Source organism: Nesterenkonia salmonea, assembly GCF_005771525.1.
In the GTDB taxonomy this organism is placed as follows: domain Bacteria; phylum Actinomycetota; class Actinomycetes; order Actinomycetales; family Micrococcaceae; genus Nesterenkonia; species Nesterenkonia salmonea.
The window spans coordinates 1-23,463 of sequence record NZ_VAVZ01000001.1 but is presented as its reverse complement, the minus strand read 5'-3'; the positions used below and the strand labels follow the sequence as shown (position 1 = coordinate 23,463).

Here is a 23,463-nt window from a genome sequence, read left to right as displayed (position 1 = left end):
CTCACCCGGCACCGAGTGCTTGCTGCACGATCGCCTCAAGCCACCCACGGACAGTTTCCGAGGTGAGGATAGCGGTGAGCAGGCCGGCGAAGGCAACAGCAGCCAGCATGACGATCCCGTATTCGGCTGTCGCTAACCCGTCCTCCTCCTGATGAAGTGTGGCCAGGGAACGCGGTGTTGACCCGGTGCTCATGGAGTTCTCCTTTCCGAGGGAATGCCGCATACCGGTCAGCAGCGGCTGAATCCACGGTGACCGACTCGGCGCACTGAGCGAGCCGCAGCATAGGCATCTGTGGAACCCCCGGAGTGTCGGCCCAGTGCCCCTTGCCGTGGGGAGAAGTCCGCCTAAATACAGCGACCCAGCCGATAGTTGACTTAGGCAACTATGCTGGTGTCATGCTTGAGTCAACACGACCTGAACTGCTTGGCGACTTCGGAATGGTCTCCTCCACCCACTGGCTGGCCTCCCAGACCGGGATGAGCATCCTCGAGCGCGGAGGCAACGCCGCTGATGCCGCGGTAGCCTCCGGGTTCGTCCTCCAAGTGGTGGAACCCCACCTCAACGGCCCTGGGGGAGAGGTGCCCATCCTCGTCTGGTCTGAAACCGAACAGAAAGTCGAGGTCATCAACGGCCAAGGCACCGCGCCCCAAGCCGCCACCGTGGCACGGTTGAAGGAGATGGGCCTGGAGATCATGCCGGGCACCGGGCTTCTCTCAGCCGTTGTACCCGGCGCATTCGGCGCCTGGCTGACCCTGCTTCAACGCCACGGCAGCATGAGCTTGCGCGAGGTTCTCAGCCCAGCAGTCCAGTTCGCTGAGCAGGGGCATCCGGTGCTCAGCCGGGTCTCGCGGACCATTGCCACCGTGCAGGAGATGTTCACCAAAGACTGGCCGACCTCCGCGGCCACCTGGCTGCCAGGTGGCCAGGTGCCCGAACCCAACAGCCGATTCCGCAACACCGTCCTGGCTCGCACCTTCAGCCGCCTCATCGACGAGGCCGAAGCCGCCGGTGGGGACCGGGAAAAGCAGATCGACGCCGCCCAACACGCCTGGTATTCAGGCTTCGTAGCAGAGGCCATCGAATCCTTCTGCCGCGACAACCCGGTCAAGGACACCAGCGGCCACCGGCACCACGGTCTGCTCACCAGCCAGGACATGTCGGAATGGCAGGCCGAGGTCGAAGCCCCGGCTACGCTCGATTATCAGAACTACACCGTGTGCAAGACCGGCCCATGGGGGCAGGGACCTGTGATGCTCCAGCAGCTGGCTCTATTGGAGGGCTACGCCCTGAATTCAGTCCCGGTAGGCTCCGCCGATTGGGTCCATGTGATGGTGGAGACCGGCAAATTGGCCTTCGCCGACCGGGAGGCGTGGTACGGCGACCCTCGCTTCACCGACGTCCCTCTGCAGGATCTCCTCAGCCCCGAGTACACCATTCAACGCCGCGCGCTCATCAACGACCATGCTGCGTCACTGGAGCTCATTCCAGGTGCCCCAGGTGGCCGCCAACCTCAGCTGCCTCATTACCCTGAAGCGGGCCCTAGCGCAGAGGCCGCTGGTGTCGGGGAGCCGACGGTGGCTCATAATGGTGACACTCGCGGCGATACCTGCCACGTCGACGTCGTCGACTCCGGTGGAATGATGGTCGCTGCGACCCCCTCAGGCGGGTGGCTGCAGGCCTCACCCACGATCCCCGAACTGGGATTCTGCCTCAGCTCACGAGCCCAGATGTTTTGGCTCCAAGACGGGTTGCCAAATTCTCTGCGCCCCGGAGCCCGGCCCCGGACAACCTTGTCACCGTCCTTTGCGCTGCGTGATGGCAAACCGTGGATGGCCTTCGGTACCCCTGGAGGTGACTCCCAGGATCAGTGGAATCTGCAGCTGCTCCTCAATGTGGTCCACGGCGGCATGAACCTCCAGGAGGCCATTGACGCTCCCGCATTTCACTCCACCCATGTGCCGAGTTCGTTCTATCCCCGGGAGTCCTTCCCTGGACAGGTGATGATCGAGGACCGCTTCCCGGCCTCCGTGTTAGAGGAACTTCGCCGCCGCGGACACGAGCTCAAAGTTGGTGGAGGATGGACCGAGGGACGCCTCTCCGCGGTCGCAAAAGACGGTGAATGGCTGCGAGCCGGGGCCAACCCACGCGGAGCACAAGGGTACGCCGTAGGCCGCTGAAGCAGGCCGTGAAGTGAGGGGTTAGGACCTCGAGCTCGGGGTGGTCGAGACGAGAATGTCGGCTTCTGCGGTGACTCGGATCCTCGCGCTCAGCACACTTCGAGCATCGAGCGCGTCACCGAGCTGAACCGAATAATCGGTGCCGTCGATAGTGACCACAGCCGCACCGCTTAGCAGTGTCAGGAAGCAGTCGAGTCCGCTCAGCCAGGCTGGTGTTCAGAGCCGCAGCGACTTTGGCCAATAGTGGCAAGGAAGCAATCGAAAGGCCGTTTTCAATGTTGGACAGGTGAGACACGGAGATGTCCGCCCGGCGCGCCACTCGGGTAAGCGTCAGACGGGCGTCTTTTCTTCGCCGACGAATGGCCTCACCGATCCGAGCCCCGAGGTGTTCAGCCTTCATCCGGCTCACCGCACCAGCGCTGGAGCCATATTGACTATCCCCCTTGGCTGGCGTGCTCGGCGCCTGCGGCAGAATCTCCTCCGGAATGGTCGGCCCATCTCCCTGAAGCTTTGGACCGGGTCCAGGTGTGAGTCGTAGCGTTTCAAGCGGTCGCGACTTCGGTCGGGATGAGCAAGCGCAACTCAGAGGCTAAAACCGGCCCACTGAAGCAGCGCCACCTCGGCTCTGACGAGGCTGCACTCGGCGAAGTCGGAACTACACTCTTAGTGAGCGCTGAGAAGCGCCAGGGCTATCGTAGTTTGGCTGCTCCGGTCCGCCTTGGCGATCTGGCTGTGGCACAGTCGAAACCCACAACGAGAACCACCTGACCACTTCTGGAGACCAGCATGTCCACACTTGACCCGGCCCTCGGCGGCCCTGTGATGCCTACCCGGTCCGCACTCACCCCTCTTACGCCGGACCAGGTGCGTATCACCGGAGGATTCTGGGGAGACCTGCAGAAACTGGCCGCGGAGGAGATCATCGATCACGCTCTGGGCATGATGGAACGCCACGGGTGGCTCGCTAACTTTGACCGGGCGGCCGCCGGGACACTGACCGGCAAAGCCACAGGTATGTGGTTCGTGGACTCTGAAACCTACAAAATCCTGGAGGCCATGGCGTGGACCCTCGGTCAGCACCCCAATGATGAGCTGGAGCGGAAATACCACGCTCTGGTGGCCCGCGTTGCCGCAGCCCAGGAACCTGACGGTTATCTGCACACCTATTTCGGCCGCAAGGGCCAACAACCACGATGGTCAGATATGGAATTGGGCCACGAACTCTACTGCTTCGGCCACCTGATTCAAGCCGCGGTCGCCAGGCTCCGCACCGGCCACGATGATCAGCTCGTTCACGTAGCCCGGCGAGTGGCGGACCACGTGCTCACAGAATTCTCCGGACCCCAAGCTCGCTCAGGGATATGCGGCCACGCGGAGATCGAGATGGCACTTGCCGAGTTGGGGCGAGCCACCGGAGAGCAGAAGTACCTGGACATGGCCCGCACCTTCGTGGAGCGCCACGGAGACCAGACACTCACACCCTGGCAGAACGGCACCCGGACCTACTATCAGGACGATATCCGCGTTCGTGACACGCAGGTGCTGGCCGGGCACGCTGTCCGCGCCCTCTACTTGGCCAGTGGTGCCGCAGACGTAGCACTGGAGTGCGACGACGCCGAACTCGCCTCAGCTGTCCACACCCAGTGGCAGAACACCGTCGCAGCCCGGACATACATCACCGGAGGCATGGGGTCCACGCAGATTGGGGAAGCGTTCGGTGAAGACTTTCAGCTCCCGGCGGATACTTCCTACGCCGAAACATGCGCCGGAGTAGCATCCGTGATGCTGTCATGGCGGATGCTCCTTGCCCACGGCGGAGCTGAGTACGCGGAGCTGATTGAACGCACTCTGCTGAACAACGTCCTGGTCTCCCCGGCGGAGGATGGCCGGGCGTTCTTCTACGCCAATACTCACCATCTGCGCACAGCGCCTGAGGCTCAGGATGACTCCGACGCGTTGCATGCCGGGGGAGGATCTGGTCTGCGCAAGTCGTGGTTTGCCACCAGTTGCTGTCCCACCAATATTGCCCGCACTCTGGCGTCGATTCATCTCTACATTGCCACCACCCGGGGTGACGCACTGCAGATTCACCAGTACGCGGATGCGGAGTTTGCGGTCCCTCTGCTGGGTGAAACTTTGAAGGTGCAGATGAGCACGGCCTACCCGCAGAGTGATCGCATCGTTCTGGAGGTCACCGAGGCACCCGCCGCCGAAGTGGCATTGGAACTGCGCATCCCCGCCTGGGCGCAGGGAACCGAAGGCCTGTCCCTAACACTCCATGGTGACTCTCTACCGCTGCGCCTGACCGATGGCCGAGCTGAGGTTCGCCGCCGGTTCACCCCCGGTGACAGGCTGACCCTCACCCTCCCGCGTGAGCCTCGTCTGGTCTGCCCGGACCCCCGTATCGACGCCGTCCGCGGCACCTGCGCGGTGGAGCGTGGCCCGTGGGTGATGGCCCTTGAAGACCTCGACATTGAGCCGGCGGAAGGTGCACCGCCGCATACCGGGGACACTCCACCAGCGACCGTCAACGAGGTCAGTCTTGATCCCGCGATCGCTCCGTCGCCTGTGGGTGAGGACAGTGTGCGTATCGGGCTTCAGCGGCTCAGTGCTGCACCGTCCTGGCCATATGGTCAGGCGGGGACAACGGATCCAGAGCCGTTGACCGCCGTGATGCGCCCATACCGGACATGGGCTCGCCGCGGACCCACCACTATGCGGATCTTCCTGCCCCGTGTCACCGACACTGCCTGAGGGCGGCCGAGGCGTGCCTGATTGCCCCTGGGCTGGGTCTAGTCAGCGGCGTGGAGAACGGCCCGGAGAAGGTTCAATGCCCCTTGTTTATGGAGCGGAGAGTTCCGGTTGCCGCATTTGGGTGACTGCACGCAGCTTGGGCAACCATCGGCGCAACTGCAAGCATCGATAGCGCCGGCGGTTGCCCCAATCCACTCCCGGGCAGTCCGGAAACCCCGCTCGGCGAATCCAGCACCGCCAGGATGTCCGTCATAGACGAAAATTGACGGCAGCTCCGTGTCCCGGTGCAGGGCAGTGGACACACCCCCGATGTCCCATCGATCCGAGCTGGTCAGCAGCGGAAGCAGCCCGATCATGGCGTGCTCGGCAGCATGAAGCGCACCGGGGATATTCTCCACAATCACCCCAGCCTGCTGGAGTGCTGTTTCCGGTGCGGTGATCCACATCGCCTGGGTGCGGAGCGTCGAGGGAGGCAGATCCAGCGGCTCATCGGAAAGCACCTCCGAGCTCCCCAGGGCCTTGCGCTGAAACCCCACCACCGTGCTGGTGACCTCCACTGTGCCGAAGTGCAACTGGAATGCTCCCCAGTACTCATCCTCCAGGTCCTCCATCACAGAGATGGAGGTGGTCTCCCTCGCTTGAGTGTAGAACGGCGGATTCGCCGGATTGACCAGCACAGCGTTCTGCTCAACGTCCAGTTCTTCAACAATGAAGCTGCGCCCCTGATGGACGTACACCGCCTGCGGATGCGCCTGGGGCTGAACCTGGGCAGACCCCATCTCGCCCACCACGGTCCCGTCCTCAGCGTTGACGATTGTGTACGGGCCATCCCCATCAGAACGAATCTTCACCCAGGAGGCCGCAGAGACGTTGTCATGGGCAAAAAACCATCCGCGCGGGCGGCGTCGTAAATGTCCCTGATCCGTCAGCGAGCTCACCAGCCAACCCAATCCACCGAAGAGCCCAGTCTCGGCCACGTCGTCGGGCGTCAGCGGCAGCTCCTGCGCCGCAGCCAACAGATGCGGAGCAGCCACATGAGGGTTGTACGGGTCAGTGACAGCATCCTCGACAGGGGTGTCAAAGATCGCCTCAGGGTTCTCCAAAAGGTAGGCATCCAATGGGTCATCACCAGCAATGAAAAACGCCGCACTGCGCTGGGTGGTGTCCGCGGTCCGGCCCGCGCGGCCCAACTGCTGGAAGAACCCCGCCCTGGTCCCGGGCCATCCCGCGATCACCACCGCGTCAAGCCCCGAAATATCGATACCCAATTCCAGTGCCGGGGTCGATGCCACCCCCAGCAGCGTCCCGGAGCGCAGATTCTCCTCCAACTCCCGCCGCTCCTCCTTCAGGTACCCCGAGCGGTACGTCGCCACCCGGTCCTTCAGCGCCGGGTCCACTTCCACCAGGTGATCCCGGGCAATGGCCGCAATCGTTTCCGCTCCGCGGCGGGACTTGATGAAGGCCAGGGTTCGGTGTCCTGCAACCATGAGTGAGGAGAGGACATCGGCGGCCTCAACCGTCAGGCTGCGCTTCAGCGGGGCATCATTGTCGCCGGTGTTATCTGAAGGGCTGGACTCCCACAGGTACACATCCACCGGGCCGTGCGGTGAACCATCGGCGGTGACGGGAAGCACCTGTGTGCTCTCCTCACCGATCAGGCGAGAGAACGACGACGCCGGATCACCGCTGGTGGCCGAGGCCCCTGTGAACACCGGGTCGGCTCCATAGGAACGCGCTGCGCGGCGCAGGCGGCGCAGCAGCAGCGCAGTATGCGAACCGAAGATGCCACGGGCGGTATGTGCTTCATCGATAATCACATAGCGCAGCCGTGACAGGAACCGGGCCCAGCCTCGGTGGTTCGGCAGGATTCCGGCGTTGAGCATATCGGGGTTGGTCAACACCACATTTGCGTGTTGGCGCACCCAGCGGCGCTCCTCCGGATCCGTGTCGCCGTCATACGTGGCAGGTCGGATACCACCGGAGGGCCCCACCTTCCCGACCGTTTCGGCCAGTTCCTGCAGGGCATCAAGCTGATCGGCCGCCAAGGCTTTGGTGGGGGAGAGGTAGAGGATGGTGGCCTCGCCGGTCGGATGCGCGGTCACGAGCGGCGACTGGGGCCGTACCCCCAGGATCGCCGCCAGTCCTGGGAGCTGTGTGGCCAATGATTTGCCGGAAGCGGTGCCGGTCGCCACGATCACATGGCGGCCGGCGTGCAGAGCGTCAACGGCCTGTCTCTGGTGCGAATACAGCTGCGGCACACCCACCTGCCGGTAAGCGGCTCGCAGCTCAGCAGGAACCCACTCAGGCCATGGGGCCGTCAACGCCTCACGGGCAGGCAGTGTGCGAATCCGTTTGATCGGCGAGCCTTCACCGACGCGCAGCGGAAGCCTCGCTGCGCGGAGCAGCACGAATGAGGCGTCGTCGTGGGTCACCGCACCAGAGTAGACTCCTCAGGCTCGGGAGCCCAGGGCGGAGATGTTCTCCGGGAGCCGGTCATGTGTGCCGTACATGAAGTGATTCTTCATGTTCTCGGAGTACCTGCTGGCCGGAGGCGTCAGCCCTACAGCCTCGGCGACTTCCCTGATGTGCATCGGGGAAGCTCCACAGCACACCCCAAGGTAGTTGATCCCCAGAGCGTAGGCCTCGCGGGCGAAGGCTCCGACCTCATAGCGGTTCATCATCAGCGGATCCAGGGCGGTAGGGAAGGTCCGACCGTGTGGAGAAGGCACTGAGGCGCGCACATCCGACAGGTTGAAAAACGTCGGTTCCTGGGTGGTCGTCCGGTAGGGAATCGGCAGCGCCGCCACATGGCAGGAGACCACTTCCCGGATTTCCTTCAGCCAGGGCATCATGGTCTCGGGCCCACGGAAGCAGTTGAGCCCCACCACATCAGCACCAGCCTGTTCCAGGCGCTGGCAGGTCTCCACCACTCCTACGCCGTCGGCCATTTCTTCGAATGCCATAGGCGCCAGTGTCAGCACCACAGGGAGACCAGAGGCCTTGGCGGCCTCCAAAGCCGCGAAAGCTTCCCCTGCGTAGTAGAAGGTTTCCCCGATGATGAGATCGGCGCCTTCCTCCACTGCCCAGCCGACCATTTCATCGAACATGGCGCGGACTTCGCGCTGTTTCTGCTCGTCAGCGGGATCCCAGATGTTGGTATTGGAAATATTGCCAGCCATGAAGTCACCGGGACGGGAATCGGCGACGCCGCGGGCTATCTTCAAAGCTGCCCGGTTCAGCGGTTCGAGCAGGTCCTCTTTGCCGATGACCCGCATCTTTTCCCTGTGACCGTTGTACGTGAAGGCCTCAACAATGTGGGACCCAGCCCGCTGGAAGTCGACGTGCAGGGTGCGCAGCGCCTCGGGATGTTCAAGGGCGACCTCGGGGACGAACTCCCCAGCGGTGAGGTAGCCGCGGCGTTCCAGCTCGAAGAGGAACCCTTCGGCGCAGATCACGGGCCCGGCGTCGAGCTGTTCTTGAAGAGAAATGGGGGCGGTCATGCGCCGCTCCTTTCAGTCGTGGGACATGAAGCTGCCACGGGGAGGAGCGGCCGAGGCGAGGCCTCGCGTATCCGGCCGGTGTCAAAAAAACTGTGGCAGTACATGCCACTCTAGCGCAGTGTTCACGCCTTGGCCATTTATGTTCAGGCAGGAGGTTCCGTCAGAACGTCCTGCCCCACGGGGCCGGCTGCGCCACAATGTGCCCAGCCGGCCTGACGGGCCTACTCGTTGATGTCGTCGTCAATCTGTGAGTGGGACGGACGGGGTTTGCCTTCGGCGGACGGAGACCCGAAGACGTGCACATTGCCCAGCAGCGTCCACCCGAGGTACTCGTAGAGCTCTTGGCCGTCACCGGTGGCCACCAGCAGGCCCTCAGAGACGTCGTGCTCATGGGCAATTGCCAGCAGCGCGCGGGTGACAAAAGTGCCCAAGCCCTGGCGCCGGTAGTCGGGGGAGGTGTAGATCCGGTCCAGGATGACGTAGTCGTCGACCACCGCCATGCGACCGCGGGCGGCAACGTCTTCCCCATGGTTCACCGTGAAGAGGGTCCAACCGTCGAAGTCCTCGCGATTGGTGGAGTAGGACTCAGGAGTGATCGGATCCTCTACATCCTGGGTGTCCATATCGACCACCATGAGCTTTTCCTCATCGCTGATGAGCTCCAGGCCGTCGATCTCCTCGGCTCCCATGATGTCTGAATTCGGTTCTGCGATGACTGTGAGCAACCTGGAGGGGCTCTTATTGACTGCGGAGGCCACTTTGCGCAGTTCGGTCTCCTCAGGATCGAAGACCACGTACTCCCACTGCTCCGCATCTTGCCCCAGGCGGGCTGAATGCACGGCGCCTTCATGTCGCACTTCATAGCCATGGGTGCGGGCCCATCCCGTCACCCAGGTCTGGACAAGCGAGTCACTCAGCTCGGACGTCATTATTTGCTCCATTCGTTCTCGGCCTGAAGAGAATCTCCGGAGATAGTCCTCAGGTCGGGGTCACCATCTATGCCTGCTCGTGTCACCCGAGCGATGCGCCTTTCGGGGAGATTCCTTACATTAGCTGACGCTGAATGATTGGACCCCCTGGCAATATCTGTCCACTACCCAACATATATGCAGGATCACATGTGCCGGTAGGGGGCTAACGTAACAATCTGGTGCGCAGGCCCACTCAGGCTCCGGTGAAATGCGGTGAGCCGCGACGTCGTACCCTTAATACCGTGACTGAGTCCCGCATCGTTTTGTACTACAAGTTTGCCCCCATCAAAGACCCTGAGGCCGTCAAGCTCTGGCAGCAGACCCTTTGCCGTGAGCTGGGGCTTAAGGGGCGCATCATCATCTCCGAACACGGCATCAACGGCACGGTGGGCGGCGAGCTCAGCGCAGTGAAGTCCTACGCCAAGCAGACCCGCAGCTACAGCCCCTTCCGCGGCACCGAGTTCAAATGGTCCGAGGGCACGGCAGATCAGTTCCCGCGCCTGAGTGTGAAGGTCCGCCCGGAGCTGGTGGCCTTTGGTGTGCCTGAACAGGTCAAGGTCAATGCGGACGGGATCATCGGCGGCGGTGAGCATCTGAAGCCCCAGCAGGTCCACGAACTCGTGGAGGCCAAGCAGCGTGAAGGCGTGGAGGTGACGTTCTTCGACGGACGCAACGCCATGGAGGCGCAGATCGGCCGATTCAAGAACGCGGTTGTTCCCGACACTGAGTCCACCCGAGACTTCATTACAGAGCTGGACTCCGGTAAGTACGACCACCTCAAAGACCAGCCGGTGGTCACCTACTGCACCGGCGGTATCCGTTGTGAGGTGCTCTCCGCCCTCATGAAGGACCGGGGCTTTGAGGAGGTCTACCAGATCGACGGCGGGATCGTCCGCTACGGGGAGACCTACCAGGACGCCGGCTACTGGGAGGGTGAGCTCTACGTCTTCGACGGCCGCATGAACACCCGATTCAGTGAGGACGCCAAAACCCTCGGCGAATGCGTGAACTGCTCAGCGGCGACCTCGCGCTTCTTCAACTGCGCAGACCGCGGGTGCTCAAACCTGCAGCTCTACTGCGCCGACTGTAGCCACATCCCCGCCACCACCCGGTGTGAGGTGTGCACCGCCCGGGTGGCTGCGGAACCCGGACACCCCAACCAGGGAAACCTGGGGAAACAAAGGCGCCGCCTCACTTCAGCCTGATACCCCGCGCTGCCTCTGCCCGCCTGAGCCCCGACGGTGCCTCCGCCCAACGCCCCGCGGCGCGTCTGTCCGCGCTTTTCAGGCGGTTGTTGGGAGTTCAGCATCCTGTAGGACCCGGAACTCCCAACAAAGCCCTGACATCGCACCGGAGTGGGCGCAGGCGGGCTCTCGAGCGCCCCGCCACAGCCCGCGCCGCATAAGCTGAGCCCTATGCCCCACCCCCATAGTGCCCCCGCGACTCCGAGCCCTGCCCCGCCGGCATCCCAGGAACTTCCTCTGATTGCAGCGCTGCGTGCAGACTTCACGGAGGCCGGATTCACCAATGACGGCCTGGTGGAGCTCTTGGGGGCAGATGTGGTGGCCGCGCTCCACCGCGAGCAGGTCGTTCCTGGTCAGCTGCGTATCGCGGACCTCCTCGGCGCTGAGGACAGCCGCGTCCAGGGCACCCGGCAGCAATCGGCACAGTGGAAGCGGGCCGTTCTCACTGCCCTGTGGTTGGTCGCCAGCCCTGTCACCGCCGATCAGGTCGAGGCCGCGCTACCCCGCACGGGCGTGCACGGGTTGGAGCGCCTGAAGCTCATCCAGGTGACGCCAACCGGGGCGGTGATGCCGCGCAGTGAGCTGCAGCCATACCAGGTGGAGACGTCTGCCGGCATGCAGGATATGTGGGTCAGCAGCGACCTCAGCTCCCACCAGCTGCAGGGCGCGCTTCCGCACGATCACGTGCTGGGCATCGGGCAGGCGAGTCTGACTTTGGCAGGGGTCACCCATCGCCGCCAGGTGACAACGGCGTTGGATATCGGCACCGGTTGCGGGATCCAGCTGCTGCACCTACTGGACCATGCCGAACATGTGGTGGGAACGGATCTCTCCGAGCGCGCACTGGAATTTGCTCGCTTCAACCTGCGGCTCAATGCGCCTGTGCTGGATCTGGATCCAGCCCGGTTGGAGGATCGAGTGGAGCTTCTGCACGGGTCGCTGCTGGAGCCCGTGGCCGGACGGCGGTTCGAGTTAGTGGTCTCCAATCCGCCGTTTGTGATCACCCCGCGTCAGCCCGAGGAGACTGAATCCGACCGGTATATGTACCGCGATGGCGGGCGCGAAGGCGATGCGCTGATCCAGGAGCTCATCGCTGGTCTCCCCGCGGTCCTGAGCCCGCAAGGGACAGCTCAACTGCTCGGCAATTGGGAAAGCACTCATGACGACGACGCCTGGTCCACCCGGCCCAGGGCATGGGTTGAACAGTCTGGCCTGAGCGGGTGGTTCATTCAGCGGGACTCCCAGTCCCCGCCGGAATACGCCGAAACCTGGTTGCGTGACGCCTCTGAGGAGCGCGGGGTCACCGAATACCGCCGCCGGTACGCGCAGTACGCCGCTGACTTCGCCGCGCGGGGTGTGCGAAGGATCGGTTTCGGGTTCATCTGGTTGCAGGGTGCCGACTCCCACCGTCGGTGGCAGCGGTTCGAGGAGCTCACAGGGGAGATTCAGCAGCCATTAGGTCCAGTGATCGCTCAGACCGCACACCGTGCGCAGGAAGAGCTGGCCACTGTCCTTGAAGCTGCCCTCACCGTTCCGGACACAGTCACTGAGGAGCGGTACCAACGGTTCGGCGCCGAGCATCCGGAAGTCATTATGGCCCGCCAGGGTGCGGGTCTGCGGCGAGCGCGCCCTATCAGTTCTGCCGCGGCAGGGTTCATGGGCGCATCCGACGGTGAGTACACCGCCGGTCAGCTCATCACTGCGGTCTGCTCGCTTACTGATGGTGACGAGGATTCGCTCGCAGCTGAGATCTATGACCTCTATGTCGAGGGGTTCTTGGACCGCTAGCGACACCGTGAGTGGGCGCTCAGACTTCTGTCCCTCGTGCTCGGCTGGCCATCAGTACCCGCTGCATGCGGTGAAGCTGCAGCAGCTGCAGCATCACCGGGTACGTGTGGAGTGGCACCGCCACAACTAGGATCCACACAGCAGTCATCACCTGGCCGACTATCAGAGCTGCCACCCCGGCCCCGAGATGCAGCACACCGCCCACCGCGTGACCGGCAGCGGAGGCACGCAGTTTCGGAGCCAAATGGACAACATCGGACGGAGAGCTAACGGGTGAGGATGTACCGTGCAGGACACGATTCCACCCCAGCCGTCTGAGCAACTGGCCGAACCTCAACGCGCCCCGAAACGGAAAAGACCGGCAGTTCTGTGCGAAATCACAAACCAACCGTGGGGTGCCGTTTTGGCCAGAAAGCTCCCAAGGAAGATCGCGGAAGTAACCGATACCAAAACTATCCCAATGGTGAAGCCAGCATGTTCCGGACCGGGGTTGAACCAGAGCGATACGACCAACACTGCCACGATAAGCACTGAGGCAATGGCTTGGATCATCCAGAATCTGTCCAATATCTGTTAAGGTACTGACGCTTCCACCACCAGTCGCTCTGTGCGGTGGTGTGCTGATTTCGTCAGCACTTTACAGGGGATTCTGACACGGAGGGGTCGAGGTGCTCGCTGATGTCTGTCTTGGCAACGGCTTACTCTTCGGGCACATAGGGGTCGTGCGGAATGGGGCGGGTATCTTCTTCGAGGTAGACCCAACCACACGGGGTGTAGTCCCCTTCAATCACCGGCGGCCCGTCAGCCGGGTTCATGTAGGCAAGATGGACCAGCATCCAGTTCGGGTAGTACAGCCATGGTCTGCTCCAGACATCGGCCTCCGAGAAGCCTGCGGGCTCAGGTTCCCCCACCAAAGTTGCAGCATCATCCGGTGAGGTCCGGAACTCAAAGTCTTCGACCGGCCACAGGTCATCAGTGCCGAGGATCTGGGGACACATCCCGCCGTGCGCCCGAACTGGACTGACCATCACCGGCCAGTCGTCTTCGACCACCACATGCCGTGTGACATGGATCGACGGGGTGCTTGCACAGTCGTGGTCGGCGTTCTGCGGCCAGAGGTGCTCTTCGATAATGAAGTGATCCTCGCCGGCCGCTACAGACTCCACATAGTCTCCGCAGCTCGCGCCTCTGGCGACGGGTCCTCCCGCTTGATAAGCGACTTCTGCGTCTGGGTCCCAGGCCCAGATGTACCAGATCTCCTCCACCCAGCGCTCGTCGGTCTGGCCCAGGGAGACCATCGCGTCGTCGTGACCATCGCCATTGACGTCCGCGTAGTGAACCTCCTCACCAACCTCAAATTGGTAGCCCTCGGCTCCCTCAGACGGTGTCAGAATGACTTCGTTGACCCATTCCGTCCACTCCAGCTCTGCGAAGTCGACGTCCCTGATGGTGGGTGGCTCATCAGTAGGTTCGGTATGGTCGGCTTCTTCACTGGCCACAGCGGCGTCAGCATCGGTCGCACTGCTGGCTGTTTCCTGGGGCGGCGCAGGGGTTTGGGTGGAATCCGGAGTGCTTTGTGCGGAATCCTCAGCGCCGAAGCATCCACTCAGGACTGTGAGCCCAGTGAGCGCTAAAGCCATGCCCATTCGGTGAGATGTCGGCATCAGCGGGCCTCCACCGGCAGATCAGACTCAGGTTTCCCGGATTCCAGCCACCCTTGAATGAACCCTTCGCGATAGCCTTCGCTGTATCCCTCGCGGTAGACAGCCGATTCCCCTGCATCGAGGCCATACGGCTCGTATAGGGATTGGGTGGGCATCCAGTCACCAAAATCCTCGGCATCATAGAAACCGTCCTCGAACCCCATAAAATAGCCGTCGGACCACAGGTCTTCAGGTATTTCTTCTTGGTCTGGGTCTATGCTGTCGAATGGTCCTTGCGTGTTGTCGAAGAGTTCAGCGTACTCATCCTCCCAATCAACGGCCCATTCCCCTTCGCCAAGCGAGCCGGGCGGAGGTCCAGCTGCCAGCGCTTCTGCCTTGCCCTCCTCGAACCCGCGCACCCAGTCGTCGCTGCGGTCAGCGAGCCCGCGGTGATAGTGCTGGGGCGGATGGCCGTGGATCGCCTCGTACTGGCCGTCCTCAAGGCCGGCAGCATGTCCTACGGAGTAGTCCTGCTCCGCCTGTTCAGCTGCAGCAGCCTCAGCTTCCGCGGCCATCTGCGCTGCCTCGTCCTCCAACCACGCCTCGTATTCGGCGATGTCGGTGCCGCCCCGGCTTCCGGCCACATAGCGCATCAGCGGCTCAGCATCAGAACCTCGGTCGCCACGCATCGATGAGTCGGAGGTATAGCGCGCCCACCAGAGGTGCTCATCCAGAATCATCCGGGCAGTGTCGTAGGAGTACACGATGGACACGTCCCGCCATTCCTCCACGAACACCCGGGGATCACTGTCTTCCTCAGCCTCCAGCAGGTATTCATCAAAGGGCCGGGCCAGGTCCGCTTCAACCTGCTCTTCCCAGTCCTTCATGGGCACTCGGTGCAGCACAACGCTGATATCAGGACCCAGACTCTCTGGGCTCAATTCGTAGGCACAGCCGGTGTCTCCCAGCGCTTCTGCCTCCCCAATGGGGGTGTACCCGCTTGTGCGCGCAGTGGCCTCCTCAGTATTAAGGGCCTGGTGGATGCTCGTGACTGAGAACAACGAAGCCGCGGTGTCCGCATCTAGCCAGCAGGGATCGTAGTTTTCCCCGCAGGCCGTCAGTGGCGCAACTGCGACAGCGGTGACCGAACATAGGGTGAGTTGTCGGCGAATGCGGGACACGATCGGATCCTTCTAGTGAGGGAGGGCGAATGAGGAAAAAGGTTGTCCGGACGTGTCGTCACCCGGTGGGAGCTCGTCAAGCTCATGTCATGTTCCTGCCAGGGCTGCATTCAGGAATCGCTTTTTAAAGCTAAGTTCGGTGTATTGCGCTGTCAAGAGTTGGTGCCCCTTGTGCAAAGTCATCCGCTGTTATAGTGAGCACTCGATGGCGCACCGACTGCCATCTGCACGCACGTGCCAACGCTCTAGGAGTTCTGTGTCAGGCAAGAAGCTCGTGATTGTCGAGTCCCCGGCCAAGTCCCGTTCGATCGCCAAGTACCTTGGCGACGACTTCATTGTGGACGCCTCAGCGGGTCACATTCGTGACCTGCCGCAGCCCTCAGAACTCCCTGCGGATATGAAGAAGGGACCCTTCGGCAAGTTCGCTGTGGACCCTGATAACGGGTTCGAGCCCTACTATGTGGTCTCCGATTCCAAGAAGTCCAAGGTCCGTGAGCTGAAGAAGCAGCTCAAAGAGGCCGACGAACTCTACCTCGCCACTGACGCCGACCGTGAAGGTGAAGCGATCGCGTGGCACCTCTATGAGGTCCTCAAGCCGAAAGTGCCCACCTACCGGCTGACATTCACGGAGATCACCAAAGAGGCCATCCAACGGGCCATGGAGAATCCCCGCGAGATCGACTCGCACCTGGTGGACGCCCAGGAGACTCGCCGTATCCTTGACCGGCTCTACGGCTACGAGATCTCTCCGGTGCTGTGGCGCAAGGTGGGTAAGGGTCTCTCCGCCGGCCGTGTGCAGTCAGTGGCGACCCGCATGGTGGTCGACCGGGAGCGTGAGCGCCTCGCGTTCGTCTCCGCAGACTATTGGGACCTCACCGGCACCTTCGCAACGGACAGCGCGGAAACGTTCACCGCAAAGCTCAACGCTGTGAACGGGGACCGTATTGCCACTGGTTCGGACTTCACAGACCAAGGTGAGCTGAAGAAGTCTCGCCGCGACGTCGTCGTTCTCAGTAAAGACGATGCCGAGTCTCTGGCTGATAGCCTCACTGGCAGCCGGTTCACTGTGGACTCGCTGGAGGACAAGCCCTACACGCGCAGGCCTCAGCCACCGTTCATCACCTCGACTCTGCAGCAGGACGCGGCGCGGCGTCTGCGGTTCTCCTCCCGGGTGACGATGCAGGTGGCTCAGCGGCTGTATGAAAACGGCTACATCACCTATATGCGTACCGACTCCACCACCCTGTCCAACCAGGCTCTCAACGCCGCCCGGCGGCAGGCCAGTGAGCTCTACGGTGCGGACTCCGTGCCGGAGAAGCCGCGCGTGTACAGCCGCCGCAATGAGACCGCCCAGGAGGCTCACGAAGCGATCCGCCCAGCCGGTGACTCCTTCCGCACCCCCAAGCAGGTCAAGAACGAGCTCTCCGCGGACGAATTCAAGCTCTACGAACTCATCTGGAAGCGCACCGTCGCCTCCCAGATGGCCGACGCCAAGGGATTCACCGCCAGTGTGCGGCTCACCGGCAGCGCCGCCGACGGCCGGACTGCGACCTTCGGAGCCTCCGGCACCGTCATCACTTTCCCCGGTTTCCTCTCCGCGTATGAAGAGATGAAGGACAACGACCACGCCTCCGAGTCTTCTGCGAAGCCTGCAGATAAGCGCCTGCCCAAGCTGGAAGAGGGACAGAACCTCACCAGTGAGGATATTGAGGCCAAGGGCCATGAGACGTCCCCGCCTGCTCGCTATACGGAAGCGACGATCGTCGCCGAGTTGGAAAAGCGGGAGATCGGGCGCCCGTCCACTTATGCGCCGACTATTTCGGTGATCATGGACCGCGGATATGTCACCAAACGCGGCTCAGCCCTGGTCCCTTCGTGGACGGCGTTCAGTGTGATCCGGCTGCTGGAAGAGCACTTCGGCAAGTACGTAGACTATGACTTCACCGCCCGGTTGGAAGATGACCTGGACCAGATCGCACGCGGGGCGATTGAGCGTGAGGCTTGGCTCCAGGGATTTTACCTGGGCGCGTCCACTGGTGAAGAAGGCCTGCGGAATGTGGTCGAGAACCTCGGAGAGATTGACGCCCGGGCCGTGAACACTATTGAGGTCGCTGAAGGTGTGGAAGTCCGAGTCGGCCGCTACGGCCCGTACCTGGAGCGCCCAAATCCCGACGGTGAAGCCAATGAGCAGGGCGAGCTGAAGCTGGATCGGGCGAACATCCCCGCTGACCTGGCGCCTGATGAGCTCACCAAAGCCCGGGCCGAGGAGCTCTTCGAACAGGCCGCACTCTCCGGACGTGTTTTGGGCACCAACCCCGAGACTGGGCGTGAAGTGGTCGCCAAAGACGGCCGCTACGGTCCGTACGTCACTGAGGTCATCCCAGAGCCTACGGAAGAAGAGCTCCAGGCAGTGTTGGATGCCATACCCACCGAGTACTACAAGAACGGCAAACCTAAGCCTAAGAAGAAGCCGCCCAAGGAGAAGCCGCGCACCGGCAGCCTGCTGAAGTCGATGACCCTGGAGACAGTCACTATCGACGACGCCCTGAAGCTGCTCTCGCTGCCCCGCACCGTGGGTACTGACGAGGCAGGGGAAGAGATCCTCGCTCTTAACGGCCGGTTCGGTCCCTACCTCAAGAAGGGCTCCGACACGCGTCCGCTGCAGGATGAGGAACAGCTGTTCACCATTACTGAGGATGAGGCGAGGAAGATCTACGCCCAGCCTAAACAGCGCGGCCGTGGAGCGGCGAAGCCCCCCTTGGCGGAATTCGGCAACGATCCCACCACTGAGAAGCCCGTGGTGGTCAAAGATGGGCGGTTCGGCCCCTACGTCACTGATGGCGAAACCAACGCCACAGTGCCGCGCAGCGTCTCCCTGGAGCAGCTGACCAAAGAGCAGGCATACTCGCTGCTTGCGGAGAAACGCGCTCAGGGACCAGCAAAGAAGAAGACGTCGGGCGGGCGCACTCGCGCGGCGGCCAAGGCCTAGCGGAACACCCGGAGGGTATCGTCATGCGACTCGGCGTGCTAGACATCGGATCCAATACGGTGCACCTGCTGCTGGTGGATGCGTATATCGGCGCCAAGCCCGAGGCGTTCGCCTCACATAAACGCCCGTTGTCACTGGTGAAGTTCCTGGACAGCTCTGGTGCCATCACGGAGAAGGGCCAGCAGGAACTGGTCGGGTTCATCTCTGAGGCGGTCCGGTTCGCTGCCCGGCACCGGGCGGAGGACATGCTCAGCTTCTGCACCTCGGCCATTCGGGAGGCGCCTAACGGTGCTGAGGTGATCAGCCGTGTTCAGGCGGCAGCCGATGTTGAGCTGACCGAACTCACTGGATCCCAAGAGTCAGCCATGACGTTCTTCGCCGTGCGCCGTTGGCGCGGGTGGTCAGCAGGTCACATCCTGAACTTCGACATCGGTGGCGGTTCCTTGGAGCTGGCCTATGGTCAGAATGAGATGCCGTCCACGGCATTGTCGGTTCCGCTCGGTGCGGGACGGCTGACTCGTGACTTCCTGCCCAGCACCATGGAAGACGGCGCGCCACCGAGCAAGACCGAGGTCAAAGAGCTCAAGAGCTATGTGCGTGAGGAAATTGAGGCTGCACGGCGTGAGTTCCCACAGCTGAAGCAGCAGTTGGAAGTCACCGCCACGTCCAAGACGTTCCGCTCCCTGGCTCGGCTGACCGGTGCCGAGCCTTCAGCTGAAGGCCCCTACGTACGCCGCACGTTATCGCTGAAGGACCTCAAACCACTGGTCAAGCAGTTGGCGGAACTGTCCTCCAAGGAACGTGCCAAACTCCCCGGGGTCTCAGAGATGCGCGCCGATCAGGTGTTCGCAGGCGCACTGGTGGCTGAGACCGCGATGAAAACCTTTGGCATCGAGGAGCTGACCATATGCCCGTGGGCGCTGCGTGAGGGTCTGATCCTGCGCCGTCTGGACACTCTGGCCAGGGAGGTCAAGGTGGAGATTTCGCATGCGCCGGCCGTAGGCCATGTGGATCTTGCCCGAGATCTGCGCCGTCCCACGCACAAGGATGTGAAGGCGATCGCCGTGGAGCATGCCAGTGCCTGAGCTGCCGCGCATCCCCGTGACACTGTCGTCTTCATCGGTCTACCCCATGGGGGTTGCTGAGACGTTCTCGATCGCCGAGGACCTGGGGTACGACGGCGTCGAGATCATGGTCACTCACCGGGCCGAAACCCAACAGGCTGATGTGCTCAACGAATGGGCCTGGCGGTTCGGTATGCCCGTGAAGTCCATTCACGCGCCTACCCTGCTGCTCACTCAGCAGGTGTGGGGCACCGCGTGGGACAAGATCCGTAAGTCTGCGCTGTTGGCCCAGGAGGTTGGATGCGATGTTGTTGTCGCTCACCCTCCGTTCCGCTGGCAGGGCACCTATGCCTCCGAATTCGCCTCCGGGATCCAAAGGATTGAGGAGCGCACCGGGGTGATGATTGCGGTGGAGAACATGTACCCGTGGCGTGCTGGTGGCCGCGAAGCCACCATGTACCTCCCGCACTGGAATCCCGTGGCCGACGATTATAGGCATGTGACCTGGGACTTCTCTCACGCCGCCACAGCAGAAGACGACTCCTATGAGGCAGTGAGGAAACTCGGATCCCGGTTGCGCCATGTGCACCTGACCGATGGCTGGTCCAACGGCTTCAAAGATGATCACCTGGTGCCCGGCCACGGAAATCAGAGGGTCGTGGAGGCCATCGAGCACATCGCCCAGCCCGACTTCGGTGGGAACGGGTTCCAGGGTGCGGTAGCTGTGGAGGTCACCACTCGGTCTGCACGCGAAGTGGGAGAGCGCGAACGCATGCTCGCGGAGTCTCTGGCCTTCGCCCGCAAGCATCTTGGGCAGGAGTAGCCCAGGAGTAACGCAGAGTCGTCTAGACTCTTGCAGCACGGTGCAGAGAACATGCACAGTGCAGACACATTAGGGGGATGAGGATGGACCAGTGGTGGGAGATAGTGCTCTTGGCCATAGGGTCGGTCTTTGCTCTGCTCCTTCTGCTCTACGGGTTGAGCTGGATCTCCGGTGATGAGGATGAGAAATCTGGTGTTCTGGACCGGTCGGCGCTGCTGAACTTGCTCGCCGACGTCACAGCCGAGGCCCACGCTCAGGGCTCAGAGGCGCAGCGCGCCATTGAGGAGCTCAGGGAGGTCGCTCCAAGCCTGGAGGCCAAGGACTGGACGCTCTTCGAGGAGCGCTAGCGTGAGACCCTCGAGTCGTTCTCCGCTGGACAATCTGAGGTTGACGCCCAGTTGGAGCACCTCGACCGACTCTTTCGCCGTGACCGCATCATCGGTCAAGCACGCCGAGAACTCCGCGATCAGTGATCCGAAGGCATTCCGTATGAGGAGCCACTCGTCTTCGGGCAGGGCGGATCTACTCTCCTCCAGATAGGGTGAATGATCGTGGCAAAGACCAAGAAGAACAGTGACAGCAAAACGCTCGAGCATCGGCTCTGGGAGGCAGCGGATCTGCTGCGCGGCAACCAGGAGCCCAGCGAGTACAAGCATGTGGTGCTCGGGCTGATCTTCCTGAAGTACATCTCTGACCGGTTCACCGAACGTCGCGAACACCTCGAGGTCGAGCTCCGCGATGAGGGCATCCCGGCCGAGCGGCTGGAGCAGTTTCTGGAACACCGGGACGAATACACATCCCACAACGTCTTCTGGGTCCCCGAGGACGCCCGCTGGGAGTATCTGCAGGAACGGGCCAAGACGCCAGGCATCGGCGAACTCATCGATTCCGCCATGGACCTCATCGAGAAGGAGAACACCACCCTGCGTGGAGTGCTTCCCAGGAACTACGCCCGCGAGGGTCTGGATCAGGGCAGGCTCGGACAGCTTGTTGACCTGATTGGGAACATTGGCTTCGCAACCTCACAGGATCATGGGTCCGACGACGTCCTGGGCCGTGTGTACGAATACTTCCTCGGTCAGTTTGCCGGTAAAGAGACGGGTAAGGATGCAGGTGCGTTCTACACGCCACGGTCTGTTGTCCGTACCTTGGTGGAGATGCTGGAGCCCTACGCGGGGCGGGTATATGACCCTGCCTCCGGTTCCGGGGGCATGTTTGTTCAGTCAGCAGAATTTGTCACTGCTCATGGCGGCCACCAGAGGGACATCAGCATCTATGGGCAGGAGTACACGCACGCGACGTGGAAGCTCGCCAAAATGAACTTGGCCATCCGCGGTATCGAGGCCGATCTGGGCAACAAGTCAGCAGATTCCTTCACTGAGGATCTGCACCCGGATCTGAAGGCGGAATTCGTGATAGCGAACCCGCCATTTAATCAGGATGACTGGTTCCATCCCAAGCTGGCCGATGATCCGCGTTGGAAGTACGGCCTGCCGCCCAAGGGCAACTCGAACTTCGCCTGGGTCCAACACTTCATTCATCACCTGGCGCCGAACGGCACTGCAGGAATTGTGCTTGCAAACGGCAGCCTTTCCTCCAAGTCCGGGGGAGAGGGTGACATCCGCCGTAAGCTGGTGGAGGATGAAGTAGTCGACTGCATCGTGGCGATGCCTGACCGTCTCTTCTTTAACACCGGTATCCCGGTGAGCCTTTGGTTCTTCTCCAAGAACCGGCACGGTAACGGGCATCGCCAACGCCAAGGCGAGGTGCTGTTCATCGATGCCCGCAAGCTCGGCACCATGGCCTCCCGAAAGTTGCGCGTACTCGATGATGACGACGTCGCGAAGATCTCCGATACCTACCACGCCTGGAGAAACAAGGAAGGTAAGTACAGCGACGTTCCCGGCTTCGTGAAAGCAGCAAGCCTAGAGGAAATCGCTAAGCATGATTTCGTGCTCACGCCAGGACGCTACGTCGGCGCCGAAGAGGCCGAAGTCGACGACGAACCAATTGACGAGAAGATCGCACGTCTCACAAGTGAGCTCTACGCCGAGTTCGACCGCGGCCGCGCCCTCGAGCAAACCATCCGCGAACGGTTGGAGGGCTTGGTTTGACGAACGGAGTCTTTAAACTGGGCGATCTGTGCGCGCATATCGTGGATTGTGAACACAAGAGTGCGCCCATTGAATCAACCGGACATTATCACGCAGTAGGGACTCCTGCGATGCGCGGAAATCGAATTGATTATTCCAAAGCAAGGTCCATTTCGAGAGAGACTTTCGAGGTCTGGACACGTCGCCTCGCTCCAGTACAGGGCGACCTCCTGCTCGCAAGGGAGGCCCCGGTGGGTCCTGTTGTCCAAGTGCCGAAGGGTGCTCGTATCGCTCCAGGTCAACGCACGGTGCTAATCCGGACGAAACCGGCTCTTCGGAGTTCAGGTGGGGAGGTGGCCGTCTAGGCCTCCTGCGATGAGCAGCATCCGGAGTCGGTAGTTGTCTCGGTTGCGGAAGCCTCGGGCGACGCGGCGGGCGAGTTCGATGAGCCCATTGATCGATTCGGTGCCACCGTTGTTGGCGCGATCTGTGGTGAAGTAGGCCAGGCATGCTTGGCGCCAGCGGCGTAGGGTTCTGCCGAGCCTGGCGATTTCCGGTACTGGGCAGCTGTGGAAAGAGTCGAGGACCTTCAGCGCGATCACTCTGCCGGCCTTCAGGTCGTGGTGCTGGTAGGCAGCGCGCAGTTCTTGGGCGCATTGGTAGGCCAGGAACACCTCTTCATGCCGCGGGTCAGCGGTGATGACCCGCTCTAAGCGTCGGGTCTGGTTGGGTGTGAGGTTCTCGGCCCCTGATTGCAGCACTCGGCGGATCCCGTAGAGTGGGTCGCCTTTGCGACCACGGTGGCCCACAGTCTCCTGTTGGACCCGGCGACGGACCTCATCGACCGCGGCAGTACNAGGACCTTCAGCGCGATCACTCTGCCGGCCTTCAGGTCGTGGTGCTGGTAGGCAGCGCGCAGTTCTTGAGCGCATTGATAGGCCAGGAACACCTCTTCATGCCGCGGATCAGCGGTGATGACCCGTGGAGTGACCCCTTAATTTCGGTCCACGAGTTATGAGAGTCGCACTAGCGCCCGGTGCTCCGGGCAGGAAAACTGGTGTGACCATGACAAGCAAGAGAAGACGCCATACCCCGGAACAGGTCATCCGGAAGCTCCAAGACGCTGAGAAGCTCCAGGCCGAAGGCCACGACGTCGCAGCCACCGCCCGCCACCTCGGAGTCACCGAGGCCACCTACTACCGGTGGAAGAACCAATACGGCGGGCTCAAAGCCGA

General features: G+C 62.2%; 18 protein-coding genes and 1 pseudogene. 10 read left to right on the top strand and 9 right to left on the bottom strand.

All coding sequences use genetic code 11. The features are described 5' to 3' along the window. Position 1 precedes the first annotated feature (1 nt). A complete protein-coding gene (locus tag FEF26_RS00095; RefSeq protein WP_138251503.1) occupies positions 2-193 on the bottom strand; it encodes a DUF4244 domain-containing protein in 192 nt (63 codons plus the stop codon). A 203-nt stretch (positions 194-396) separates the two neighbouring features. Here FEF26_RS00095 and FEF26_RS00090 point away from each other — a divergent pair, with 203 nt between their 5' ends. Further along, complete coding sequence (locus FEF26_RS00090) at positions 397-2,178, top strand: gamma-glutamyltransferase family protein (protein ID WP_138251502.1); 1,782 nt, start codon at positions 397-399, stop codon at positions 2,176-2,178. Between the two features lie 115 nt (positions 2,179-2,293). Here the strand turns inward: FEF26_RS00090 and FEF26_RS16330 are convergent, their stop codons facing one another. Further along, the gene (locus FEF26_RS16330) at positions 2,294-2,578 is read right to left on the bottom strand and encodes a helix-turn-helix domain-containing protein (protein WP_138251501.1); all 285 of its coding nucleotides are present in this window, start codon (positions 2,576-2,578) and stop codon (positions 2,294-2,296) included. A gap of 386 nt (positions 2,579-2,964) precedes the next feature. Between FEF26_RS16330 and FEF26_RS00080 the strand changes: the two genes are divergently transcribed. Beyond that, a complete protein-coding gene (locus FEF26_RS00080) occupies positions 2,965-4,932 on the top strand; it encodes a glycoside hydrolase family 127 protein (protein ID WP_138251500.1) in 1,968 nt (655 codons plus the stop codon). Positions 4,933-4,970: 38 nt separating this feature from the next. On the opposite strand, the gene FEF26_RS00075 is transcribed toward FEF26_RS00080, so the two are convergent. The 3 genes from FEF26_RS00075 to FEF26_RS00065 all read right to left on the bottom strand — a co-directional run bounded on the left by FEF26_RS00075 (position 4,971) and on the right by FEF26_RS00065 (position 9,361). Beyond that, entirely contained in the window at positions 4,971-7,364 is a 2,394-nt protein-coding gene (locus FEF26_RS00075; protein WP_243730315.1) for a DEAD/DEAH box helicase, read from the bottom strand. 18 nt (positions 7,365-7,382) lie between these two features. Then, complete coding sequence (locus tag FEF26_RS00070) at positions 7,383-8,432, bottom strand: homocysteine S-methyltransferase family protein (RefSeq protein ID WP_138251499.1); 1,050 nt, start codon at positions 8,430-8,432, stop codon at positions 7,383-7,385. A gap of 221 nt (positions 8,433-8,653) precedes the next feature. Further along, positions 8,654-9,361 (bottom strand): GNAT family N-acetyltransferase, encoded by a 708-nt coding sequence (locus tag FEF26_RS00065; RefSeq protein ID WP_166432841.1) that lies wholly within the window; start codon positions 9,359-9,361, stop codon positions 8,654-8,656. A gap of 284 nt (positions 9,362-9,645) precedes the next feature. On the opposite strand from FEF26_RS00065, the gene trhO reads away from it, so the two are divergent. Next, positions 9,646-10,608 carry an oxygen-dependent tRNA uridine(34) hydroxylase TrhO gene (gene trhO, locus FEF26_RS00060; protein WP_138251497.1) on the top strand — a complete coding sequence of 321 codons (963 nt, stop codon included), beginning with the start codon at positions 9,646-9,648 and terminating at the stop codon, positions 10,606-10,608. Between the two features lie 210 nt (positions 10,609-10,818). After that, a complete protein-coding gene (locus FEF26_RS00055; RefSeq protein ID WP_138251496.1) occupies positions 10,819-12,435 on the top strand; it encodes a DUF7059 domain-containing protein in 1,617 nt (538 codons plus the stop codon). 19 nt (positions 12,436-12,454) lie between these two features. Here the strand turns inward: FEF26_RS00055 and FEF26_RS00050 are convergent, their stop codons facing one another. The 3 genes from FEF26_RS00050 to FEF26_RS00040 form a co-directional block, all read right to left on the bottom strand. Continuing rightward, complete coding sequence (locus FEF26_RS00050) at positions 12,455-12,679, bottom strand: hypothetical protein (RefSeq protein WP_138251495.1); 225 nt, start codon at positions 12,677-12,679, stop codon at positions 12,455-12,457. A 454-nt stretch (positions 12,680-13,133) separates the two neighbouring features. Next, the gene (locus tag FEF26_RS00045; RefSeq protein ID WP_138251494.1) at positions 13,134-14,099 is read right to left on the bottom strand and encodes a hypothetical protein; all 966 of its coding nucleotides are present in this window, start codon (positions 14,097-14,099) and stop codon (positions 13,134-13,136) included. Beyond that, positions 14,099-15,259, bottom strand: a complete 1,161-nt coding sequence (locus FEF26_RS00040) for a hypothetical protein (protein WP_138251493.1) — start codon at positions 15,257-15,259, stop codon at positions 14,099-14,101. The genes FEF26_RS00045 and FEF26_RS00040 overlap by 1 nt, the downstream gene beginning before the upstream one ends. A 205-nt stretch (positions 15,260-15,464) precedes the next feature. Between FEF26_RS00040 and topA the strand changes: the two genes are divergently transcribed. The 5 genes from topA (at position 15,465) to FEF26_RS00015 (ending at position 22,249) form a co-directional block, all read left to right on the top strand. Continuing rightward, positions 15,465-18,248, top strand: coding sequence for a type I DNA topoisomerase (gene topA, locus FEF26_RS00035; RefSeq protein ID WP_138251492.1), 2,784 nt, complete (start codon positions 15,465-15,467; stop codon positions 18,246-18,248). Between the two features lie 23 nt (positions 18,249-18,271). Further along, positions 18,272-19,333: a Ppx/GppA family phosphatase gene (locus FEF26_RS00030; RefSeq protein ID WP_138251491.1), complete on the top strand. Its 1,062-nt coding sequence runs from the start codon at positions 18,272-18,274 to the stop codon at positions 19,331-19,333. A 46-nt stretch (positions 19,334-19,379) separates the two neighbouring features. After that, a complete protein-coding gene (locus FEF26_RS00025; protein WP_243730325.1) occupies positions 19,380-20,135 on the top strand; it encodes a sugar phosphate isomerase/epimerase family protein in 756 nt (251 codons plus the stop codon). Positions 20,136-20,212: 77 nt separating this feature from the next. Continuing rightward, positions 20,213-20,482 (top strand): hypothetical protein, encoded by a 270-nt coding sequence (locus FEF26_RS00020; RefSeq protein WP_138251489.1) that lies wholly within the window; start codon positions 20,213-20,215, stop codon positions 20,480-20,482. 198 nt (positions 20,483-20,680) lie between these two features. Beyond that, the gene (locus tag FEF26_RS00015) at positions 20,681-22,249 is read left to right on the top strand and encodes a class I SAM-dependent DNA methyltransferase (RefSeq protein ID WP_138251488.1); all 1,569 of its coding nucleotides are present in this window, start codon (positions 20,681-20,683) and stop codon (positions 22,247-22,249) included. Positions 22,250-22,569: 320 nt separating this feature from the next. On the opposite strand, the pseudogene FEF26_RS00010 reads toward FEF26_RS00015, so the two are convergent. Continuing rightward, positions 22,570-23,082 (bottom strand): annotated as a pseudogene (locus tag FEF26_RS00010) (ISL3 family transposase); the annotation flags it as partial. A gap of 211 nt (positions 23,083-23,293) precedes the next feature. Between FEF26_RS00010 and FEF26_RS00005 the strand changes: the two are divergent. After that, positions 23,294-23,463: transposase (locus tag FEF26_RS00005; protein WP_166432840.1), on the top strand; the 170-nt coding region annotated here is incomplete at its 3' end.

Coding starts and splice junctions, on each gene's coding strand:
- FEF26_RS00090 (WP_138251502.1), top strand. CDS start 397: ATGCTTGAGTCAACACGACCTGAACTGCTTGGCGACTTCGGAATGGTC.
- FEF26_RS00080 (WP_138251500.1), top strand. CDS start 2,965: ATGTCCACACTTGACCCGGCCCTCGGCGGCCCTGTGATGCCTACCCGG.
- topA (WP_138251492.1), top strand. CDS start 15,465: ATGGCGCACCGACTGCCATCTGCACGCACGTGCCAACGCTCTAGGAGT.
- FEF26_RS16330 (WP_138251501.1), bottom strand. CDS start 2,578: ATGAAGGCTGAACACCTCGGGGCTCGGATCGGTGAGGCCATTCGTCGG.
- FEF26_RS00015 (WP_138251488.1), top strand. CDS start 20,681: ATGATCGTGGCAAAGACCAAGAAGAACAGTGACAGCAAAACGCTCGAG.
- FEF26_RS00065 (WP_166432841.1), bottom strand. CDS start 9,361: ATGACGTCCGAGCTGAGTGACTCGCTTGTCCAGACCTGGGTGACGGGA.
- FEF26_RS00025 (WP_243730325.1), top strand. CDS start 19,380: ATGGGGGTTGCTGAGACGTTCTCGATCGCCGAGGACCTGGGGTACGAC.
- FEF26_RS00030 (WP_138251491.1), top strand. CDS start 18,272: ATGCGACTCGGCGTGCTAGACATCGGATCCAATACGGTGCACCTGCTG.
- FEF26_RS00095 (WP_138251503.1), bottom strand. CDS start 193: ATGAGCACCGGGTCAACACCGCGTTCCCTGGCCACACTTCATCAGGAG.
- FEF26_RS00055 (WP_138251496.1), top strand. CDS start 10,819: ATGCCCCACCCCCATAGTGCCCCCGCGACTCCGAGCCCTGCCCCGCCG.
- FEF26_RS00070 (WP_138251499.1), bottom strand. CDS start 8,432: ATGACCGCCCCCATTTCTCTTCAAGAACAGCTCGACGCCGGGCCCGTG.
- FEF26_RS00045 (WP_138251494.1), bottom strand. CDS start 14,099: ATGCCGACATCTCACCGAATGGGCATGGCTTTAGCGCTCACTGGGCTC.
- FEF26_RS00020 (WP_138251489.1), top strand. CDS start 20,213: ATGAGGATGGACCAGTGGTGGGAGATAGTGCTCTTGGCCATAGGGTCG.